This window comes from Enterobacter cloacae complex sp. S3 (genome assembly GCF_014930495.1).
Classification (GTDB): domain Bacteria; phylum Pseudomonadota; class Gammaproteobacteria; order Enterobacterales; family Enterobacteriaceae; genus Enterobacter; species Enterobacter asburiae_B.
In genome coordinates this window covers 47,190-49,920 of the sequence record NZ_JADBRD010000034.1, presented here as the reverse complement: position 1 = coordinate 49,920, position 2,731 = coordinate 47,190, and the positions used below count along the sequence as shown (strand labels likewise).

General features: G+C 52.3%; 4 protein-coding genes. 2 read left to right on the top strand and 2 right to left on the bottom strand.

What is annotated here, in order from left to right:
- The first annotated feature begins 279 nt into the window (after positions 1-279).
- Positions 280-1,695, top strand: a complete 1,416-nt coding sequence (gltX, locus tag IM317_RS19140; protein WP_033146145.1) for a glutamate--tRNA ligase — start codon at positions 280-282, stop codon at positions 1,693-1,695.
- Between the two features lie 51 nt (positions 1,696-1,746).
- On the opposite strand, the gene IM317_RS19135 is transcribed toward gltX, so the two are convergent.
- Together IM317_RS19135 and IM317_RS19130 are read right to left on the bottom strand one after the other, a co-directional pair.
- The gene (locus tag IM317_RS19135; protein ID WP_033146144.1) at positions 1,747-2,130 is read right to left on the bottom strand and encodes a YfeC-like transcriptional regulator; all 384 of its coding nucleotides are present in this window, start codon (positions 2,128-2,130) and stop codon (positions 1,747-1,749) included.
- Between the two features lies 1 nt (position 2,131).
- A complete protein-coding gene (locus IM317_RS19130; RefSeq protein ID WP_033146143.1) occupies positions 2,132-2,494 on the bottom strand; it encodes a YfeC-like transcriptional regulator in 363 nt (120 codons plus the stop codon).
- Positions 2,495-2,512: 18 nt separating this feature from the next.
- Here IM317_RS19130 and IM317_RS24010 point away from each other — a divergent pair.
- On the top strand, positions 2,513-2,731 hold a 219-nt coding region (locus tag IM317_RS24010; protein ID WP_227010957.1), incomplete at its 3' end, for a hypothetical protein.

The window sequence follows — 2,731 nt, the reverse complement described above, 5'->3', positions numbered from 1 at the left end:
TACCAACTGAGCTAATCACCCCCGCTGTGTGGAGTCGCATTATAGGGAGAGTTGAAAATGAGTCAACGCATTTTCTAAAGTTTTTATTCGTTCGTCGTAAAATTAAACAAAACGATCGCGAAACGGGCAATGACGCATGATTTCTAAACAAAAATCGCAATCTAGGTCACGATAAAGGGATCAACATTGAGGAATCCCCCCACAGTGATAGAATATTGCCCATCGTTTTTTCCCCAGGATTTGCCGATTGCCGGCATCTTTATAACGTAAGGCCATTTCATGAAAATCAAAACTCGCTTCGCGCCGAGCCCGACAGGCTATCTGCACGTCGGTGGTGCACGTACCGCTCTCTATTCCTGGCTTTTCGCACGCCACAACAAAGGTGAGTTCGTGCTGCGTATTGAAGACACCGATCTTGAGCGCTCCACGCCAGAAGCAATTGAAGCCATTATGGATGGGATGAACTGGCTGAATCTGGAATGGGATGAAGGTCCTTACTTCCAGACCAAACGCTTTGACCGCTATAACGCTGTCATTGATGAGATGCTGGTCGCGGGCACGGCGTATAAATGCTACTGCTCTAAAGAGCGTCTGGATGAACTGCGTGAAGCGCAGATGGCTAACGGTGAAAAGCCGCGTTATGACGGCCGCTGCCGCCACGACCATAGCGAGCATGCTGCTGATGAGCCTTGCGTAGTGCGTTTTGCTAACCCGCAAGAGGGCTCGGTGATCTTTGACGACCAGATCCGTGGCCCAATTGAATTCAGCAACCAGGAGCTGGACGATCTGATCATCCGTCGTACCGACGGTTCTCCAACCTACAACTTCTGCGTTGTGGTTGACGACTGGGATATGGAAATTACCCACGTTGTCCGTGGTGAAGACCATATCAACAATACGCCACGTCAGATCAACATCCTGAAAGCGCTGAACGCCCCTGTGCCTGTCTACGCGCACGTCTCCATGATCAACGGTGACGACGGGAAAAAACTGTCTAAACGTCACGGTGCGGTAAGCGTTATGCAGTATCGCGACGACGGTTATCTGCCGGAAGCGCTGCTGAACTATCTGGTGCGTCTGGGCTGGGCCCACGGTGACCAGGAGATCTTCAGTCGCGAAGAGATGATCGAACTGTTCTCTCTGAGCTCTGTAAGCAAATCAGCGAGCGCCTTTAATACCGACAAGCTCCTGTGGCTGAACCATCACTACATCAACACCATGCAGCCAGAATATGTGGCGACGTATCTGCAGTGGCATATTGAGCAGGCAAATATTGATACCCGCACTGGCCCTGAGCTGGCGGATCTGGTGAAACTCCTCGGCGAGCGCTGCAAAACGCTGAAAGAGATTGCCGAAAGCTGCCGCTACTTCTATGAAGAGTTTGAAGAGTTCGACGCGGACGCCGCGAAGAAACACCTCCGTCCGGTTGCGCGTCAGCCGCTGGAAGTGGTGCGCGACAAGCTGGCGGCCCTTACTGAGTGGACCGCTGAGAATGTGCATCACGCCATTCAGGCGACGGCAGACGAGCTGGAAGTCGGTATGGGTAAAGTCGGTATGCCACTGCGCGTTGCGGTGACCGGGGCGGGTCAGTCTCCGGCACTGGATGTGACGGTTCACGCCATCGGCAAGTCACGCAGCGTGGCGCGCATTAACAAGGCGCTGGACTTTATTGCTGAACGCGAAAATCAGCAGTAATTACGCCTCAGATAAAAAACGGCAGGTTAACCTGCCGTTTTTTTATGCCTCTTATTCCGTGAGACCGAGCCGCGTCAGAAAGCCGTGTATGCCTTCGCGTTTCAATAAGGCGTCCAGACGCCTCTGCTCTGGCTGAGTCATACTCTCCAGCGTCTCAATAATGCCCGGAGACAGGTTTGAAGAGGGTTCACTGTATGAAGCGGTGACCTCAGCGAGATGGTAAACCGCCTGACGGTTACGGATCGCCGGGAGGCTCATAATATGTTCCTTCACGCGCGCATCAATATGAATGAGCCGCGCGCGACCACCCTTCACGCCGTTGAGGCCTTCGGTTTTCCATCCCTGCTGGCGTATCCAGCGATTAACCGTTTGTCTGGCAACGCCCAAACTCTCCGCCAGCTCTTCCGTGGTCATTTTGCTGCGTAATTTTTTCATATCAGTTCTGATCGCGAATCCCTAAACGTTGCAACAATCCGGTAATCCCTTCCCGCATTAACAGCGATGTCATCTGCTTCTGCTCTTCCGGCGTCATTTCATTGGCCAGCGTCAGGAGCAGCGTGTGAAGCGAACTATCATGACTGACGCCTTCTGGCAGTTCGGACGTTTCAGTTGCCCGACGTGCGCTGCGGATAAAGTCACGGACTTTTTCGTTCACATGTACCAGGCGAGCTTTCCCGCCCTGGACACCTGGTTTTGGTGATGTAATCCAACCCTCTTTGCGTACCCATTTATTGATGGTCTGGCGGCTATAGCCAGTGAGGAGGGCTAACTCTTCTGGCGTCATTCGTTCCTTGATCATGCAATTTCCTGAATATCAGTGGGGTTAATTAACGGCTCATTTTATAGCACCGTTTTACGTGAAAACGTGACAGGCTTAACTCCTGACTGCGAGCAGGCTCGCAAAGTGATTCATTTGCATGATTTTTCGGCGATTGAATGGCTGGGATTGATTTTGCCGTTGACACTCCGCGGTGGAATTCATATTATGCCGCCCGTCAACATGACAGCTTTACGATGGGGCTATAGCTCAGCTGGG

Bases quoted from the DNA above. Each gene is read 5' to 3' on its own strand.
- gltX (WP_033146145.1), top strand. From the start codon at position 280: ATGAAAATCAAAACTCGCTTCGCGCCGAGCCCGACAGGCTATCTGCAC.
- IM317_RS19130 (WP_033146143.1), bottom strand. From the start codon at position 2,494: ATGATCAAGGAACGAATGACGCCAGAAGAGTTAGCCCTCCTCACTGGC.
- IM317_RS19135 (WP_033146144.1), bottom strand. From the start codon at position 2,130: ATGAAAAAATTACGCAGCAAAATGACCACGGAAGAGCTGGCGGAGAGT.